At 63.7% G+C, this 3,330-nt stretch carries 3 protein-coding genes; 1 reads left to right on the top strand and 2 read right to left on the bottom strand.

Going from position 1 to position 3,330, the window contains the following annotated elements; translation table 11 throughout:
- Nucleotides 1–430 precede the first annotated feature (430 nt).
- Entirely contained in the window at nt 431–1,504 is a 1,074-nt protein-coding gene (locus H7290_RS10690; protein WP_290513996.1) for a YihY/virulence factor BrkB family protein, read from the top strand.
- On the opposite strand, the gene H7290_RS10695 is transcribed toward H7290_RS10690, so the two are convergent.
- Both H7290_RS10695 and H7290_RS10700 read right to left on the bottom strand, forming a co-directional pair.
- Entirely contained in the window at nt 1,473–1,967 is a 495-nt protein-coding gene (locus H7290_RS10695; protein WP_290513997.1) for a hypothetical protein, read from the bottom strand. The genes H7290_RS10690 and H7290_RS10695 overlap by 32 nt on opposite strands.
- Before the next feature lie 238 nt (nt 1,968–2,205).
- A complete protein-coding gene (locus H7290_RS10700) occupies nt 2,206–2,754 on the bottom strand; it encodes a hypothetical protein (RefSeq protein ID WP_290513998.1) in 549 nt (182 codons plus the stop codon).
- Between the last annotated feature and the right edge of the window lie 576 nt (nt 2,755–3,330).

A 3,330-nucleotide genomic window follows, 5' to 3' on the forward strand; every position in this document is an offset into this window, starting at 1 on the left:
CGCGCCACGGACACCGTCGAGTGCTCAGTGCTGGACGGCCTTGACCATCTCTTCCCACCCGTTGCACAGCAGAGGGTCGCCATCGTGATGCGGGTCATCCGAAACGGGCTGCGAGTCGATCGCGAGCCAAGGCTCCCGGTTGTTTGCGGGGACGTTGTCGTAGTGCGGGTCTGTGTGCACCAGCGTGCCGTCGGCGCCGAATCTGTCGCGAACGCCCGACCCAGACGGACAGCCTGCCCGACGATTCGCCGCGGCACCGGGCCCGATCGCGGCAGCTGCTCGAGGTCGTCGGTCCACCGTCGGACGTACGAGCTCAGGGTCAGCAGCTCGTTCGATGTCGTCCTATCTGCGGCCAATCGGCAACGGGCGTTACAGCCAGTGCGTTTCGGGGTAACCGCCGGTGATCACTCATGACCCATCAGGGGAAGCCATGGCCACCAGTACGCCCGCGAACGACGCCAAGGACCTTGAGGATCGGAAGAATGCTCCCGATCCGGACGATTCGCGCAAGCCGGACTCGATCGCGGACATCAAGAAGCGGTCGTGGATCTATGTCGTGCGCAAGACTTTGCGGGAGTTCTCCAAGGACCAGTGCACTGATCTGGCTGCGGCGCTGACCTACTATGCCGTGCTGGCTCTCTTCCCGGCGCTCATCGCGCTGGTCTCCCTGCTCGGGGTGTTGGGGCAAGGCCAATCAACTGTTGATGCGATGCTCAAGATCGTGGACCAAATTGGTCCGTCGTCGGCTGTCGACACCCTCAAGCCCACCATCGAGAACCTCGCCAACGCGAAGGCCGCAGGCATCGCGTTGGTCGTTGGTCTACTGGGTGCGCTCTGGTCGGCGTCCGGCTATGTCGGCGCGTTCAGCCGTGCCATGAATCGTGTCCATGAGATCGGCGAGGGACGGCCGGTGTGGAAGCTCCGCCCCGTGATGCTGCTCGTCACATTGTTCTCAGTCGTCCTGGTCGCCATCGCGCTCGTGGGTCTGGTCGTCACCGGACCGGTCGCCAAGGCTGTGGGGGACGCGATCGGCTTCGGCTCGACAGCCGTGACGGTCTGGGACATCGCCAAGTGGCCGGTACTCCTGGTGATCGTTGTCGTGATCGTCGCGGTCCTCCACTGGGCGACACCGAATGTCCAGCAGCCGAAGTTCCGCTGGATCAGCGTCGGTGCCACAGTCGCGATCCTCACCTGGATCCTCTCGTCGGCAGCGTTCGGCCTATATGTCGCGACCTTCGCGAACTACGACAAGACCTACGGTGCGCTCGGTGGTGTCATCGTGTTCCTGCTCTGGTTGTGGATCACGAATGTCGCGCTGCTGTTCGGTGCCGAGCTTGACGCCGAGCTGGAGCGAGGCCGGCAGCTTCAGGCTGGCATCGCGGCCGAGGAGACGATCCAGCTACCGCCGCGCGACACCCGCAAGATCGAGAAGGCCGAACAGAAGCGCCGCTCGGACATTGAAGAGGCACGCGTTATCCGACGCCAAAAGCATGACCGGCACTAACCGTCACCACACTTAGGGCGGTGCGCCACATGTCCTGCTGGGTGAAGCCCTTGACGTGCACCTCGCAGACGCCGGTCTCGTTGAGTGGCACGCGCGGGGCGGCATCGTCGCTCCAGTCGAACGAGCTGTCGACGATCACGCACCGCGTTGACGCATGAGCTGAGTCCAAGGTGTTGATCTTCTCGGGGTCGTCGAGACGATCACTAAAAGTTTCCCGGCCCCGGGCGTACTCACCCTCGATCGCCCTGGCGCACGTGTCGAGCAGCAACTTGTCGCCGTTGTGTCGCAGTCCTCGTTCGGGAGCCCGACCACCGAACACACCTACGCCGTAGCGTGAGCCGACCACCGCGTCGGACACAAACCCGTGGAACACGTGGCCCGTTCGTTCGAATAGCTGGGTACGCGACTCCTCGCCTGACGGGTCGAAGAGACATGCCGGTGCGTCGACTGTCGATCTGCGCACCGAGTCACCCGTGGCTGCCCGCTTGCAGCTGACCCAAACCATCCGTGAACGACGACGCAGGGAATTGGAACGCAAGAACGGGCCGCCGCCTGTCGATCAGCCGCAAGACGGCTTCGCCCTGTTGCCTGGGTTCAACCCGATTGGTGCTGTCGATGTCGACGAGATCACCGTTGCGTACCTCACCCCAGCGGACACCACACCCAGCCCTCCGGGCAGAGAGCCAGTAACGCGACCGACTTCAGGCCAGCACACGCCTCAAGACACCTTTGCCCGCCTCAGAAGCCCTTTCCTGTTCACCCGCGAAGGCACTCACAACGACCAACCCTCCAGTGAGAGCGGGAATGACCCACTGCAGGGCTGCCAACTTCTTTTGCGCCGCAGCCACCTTGGGCGGGGTTGAAGCGACTGGCGCGGTCGCGGCTGCGACAGGGACACCCTGATGAGCATCAACTGTCTTGCCGAGCACCCGGCTGTAAGCGGTGACACCGAGCGCTGCGACGGTGAGACCTACCTTCACGCCAACCATCGTAGGTACGCCTTTTTGACCCCGGATGCGACTGGAGTTTCTGGCGAGCTGACCGATACTTCCCACAAGATGTGCACCGATCGCGGCGGCATTGACCGGAGTCCAGCGGTCCCAACCCTCGTTCGCGACGGCTCCCCGGTCGCTAGCGCTCTCTGCTTGCGCAGCAGCGGGATTGAGGGCGACCGCGTTGGCCAACGTGCCGCCAAACCATGCGGCAAGTCCGAGATCGTGGAGTGAGCGGGAGGTCGTGTTGCGAGTCATCTGTGTGCTCCTGTTGTCGGGGACCGGTTCCGTACCCCAAGAGGTTTCTTACAATCTTGGGGTCTGCGTCTGTCCCCACACATTCATTCGAACCTGGTGGCCGACCGCGCTCGCGCGGTGCCCTGAGCCAGGAGAGACACCCGCACCGCGCGCACATCGGCGTCGGTCTGCGGACCGAGGGTCGCGGTTTGCGCGGGTTCTTGTGGCCGCGCACGAAGCCTGAATGTATCGATGTTGGTGGCTGAGGTTGCAGGGGCGAGGGCGGGGTCTTTGCCGGGTTGAGGGCATGCGTGTGTGACCGGCCCGGGGCTAAGAGCGCGCACCGCGATCTGCTTCGGTTGCCGACAGCGGAAGCAGGGAGCGCGTGCCTGGTCGCCGTTCCTTGCGCGCGTTCGGAACCGAACAGGCATCGGATGGGCATCGGATGGGGTGAGTAGGCACACACCGCGAACACCTTGAACGCCTCGATCGGCGGACTAGAACTTGGAGAGCACCACCCGTACATCCGACCTCAACTGAAAGTGGAGGACAGAATGCACAACCTCATCACGAAGTCCATTGCCGTGACCGCGACGA

It is taken from the genome of Aeromicrobium sp., from assembly GCF_014378035.1.
Classification (GTDB): Bacteria; Actinomycetota; Actinomycetes; order Propionibacteriales; family Nocardioidaceae; genus Aeromicrobium.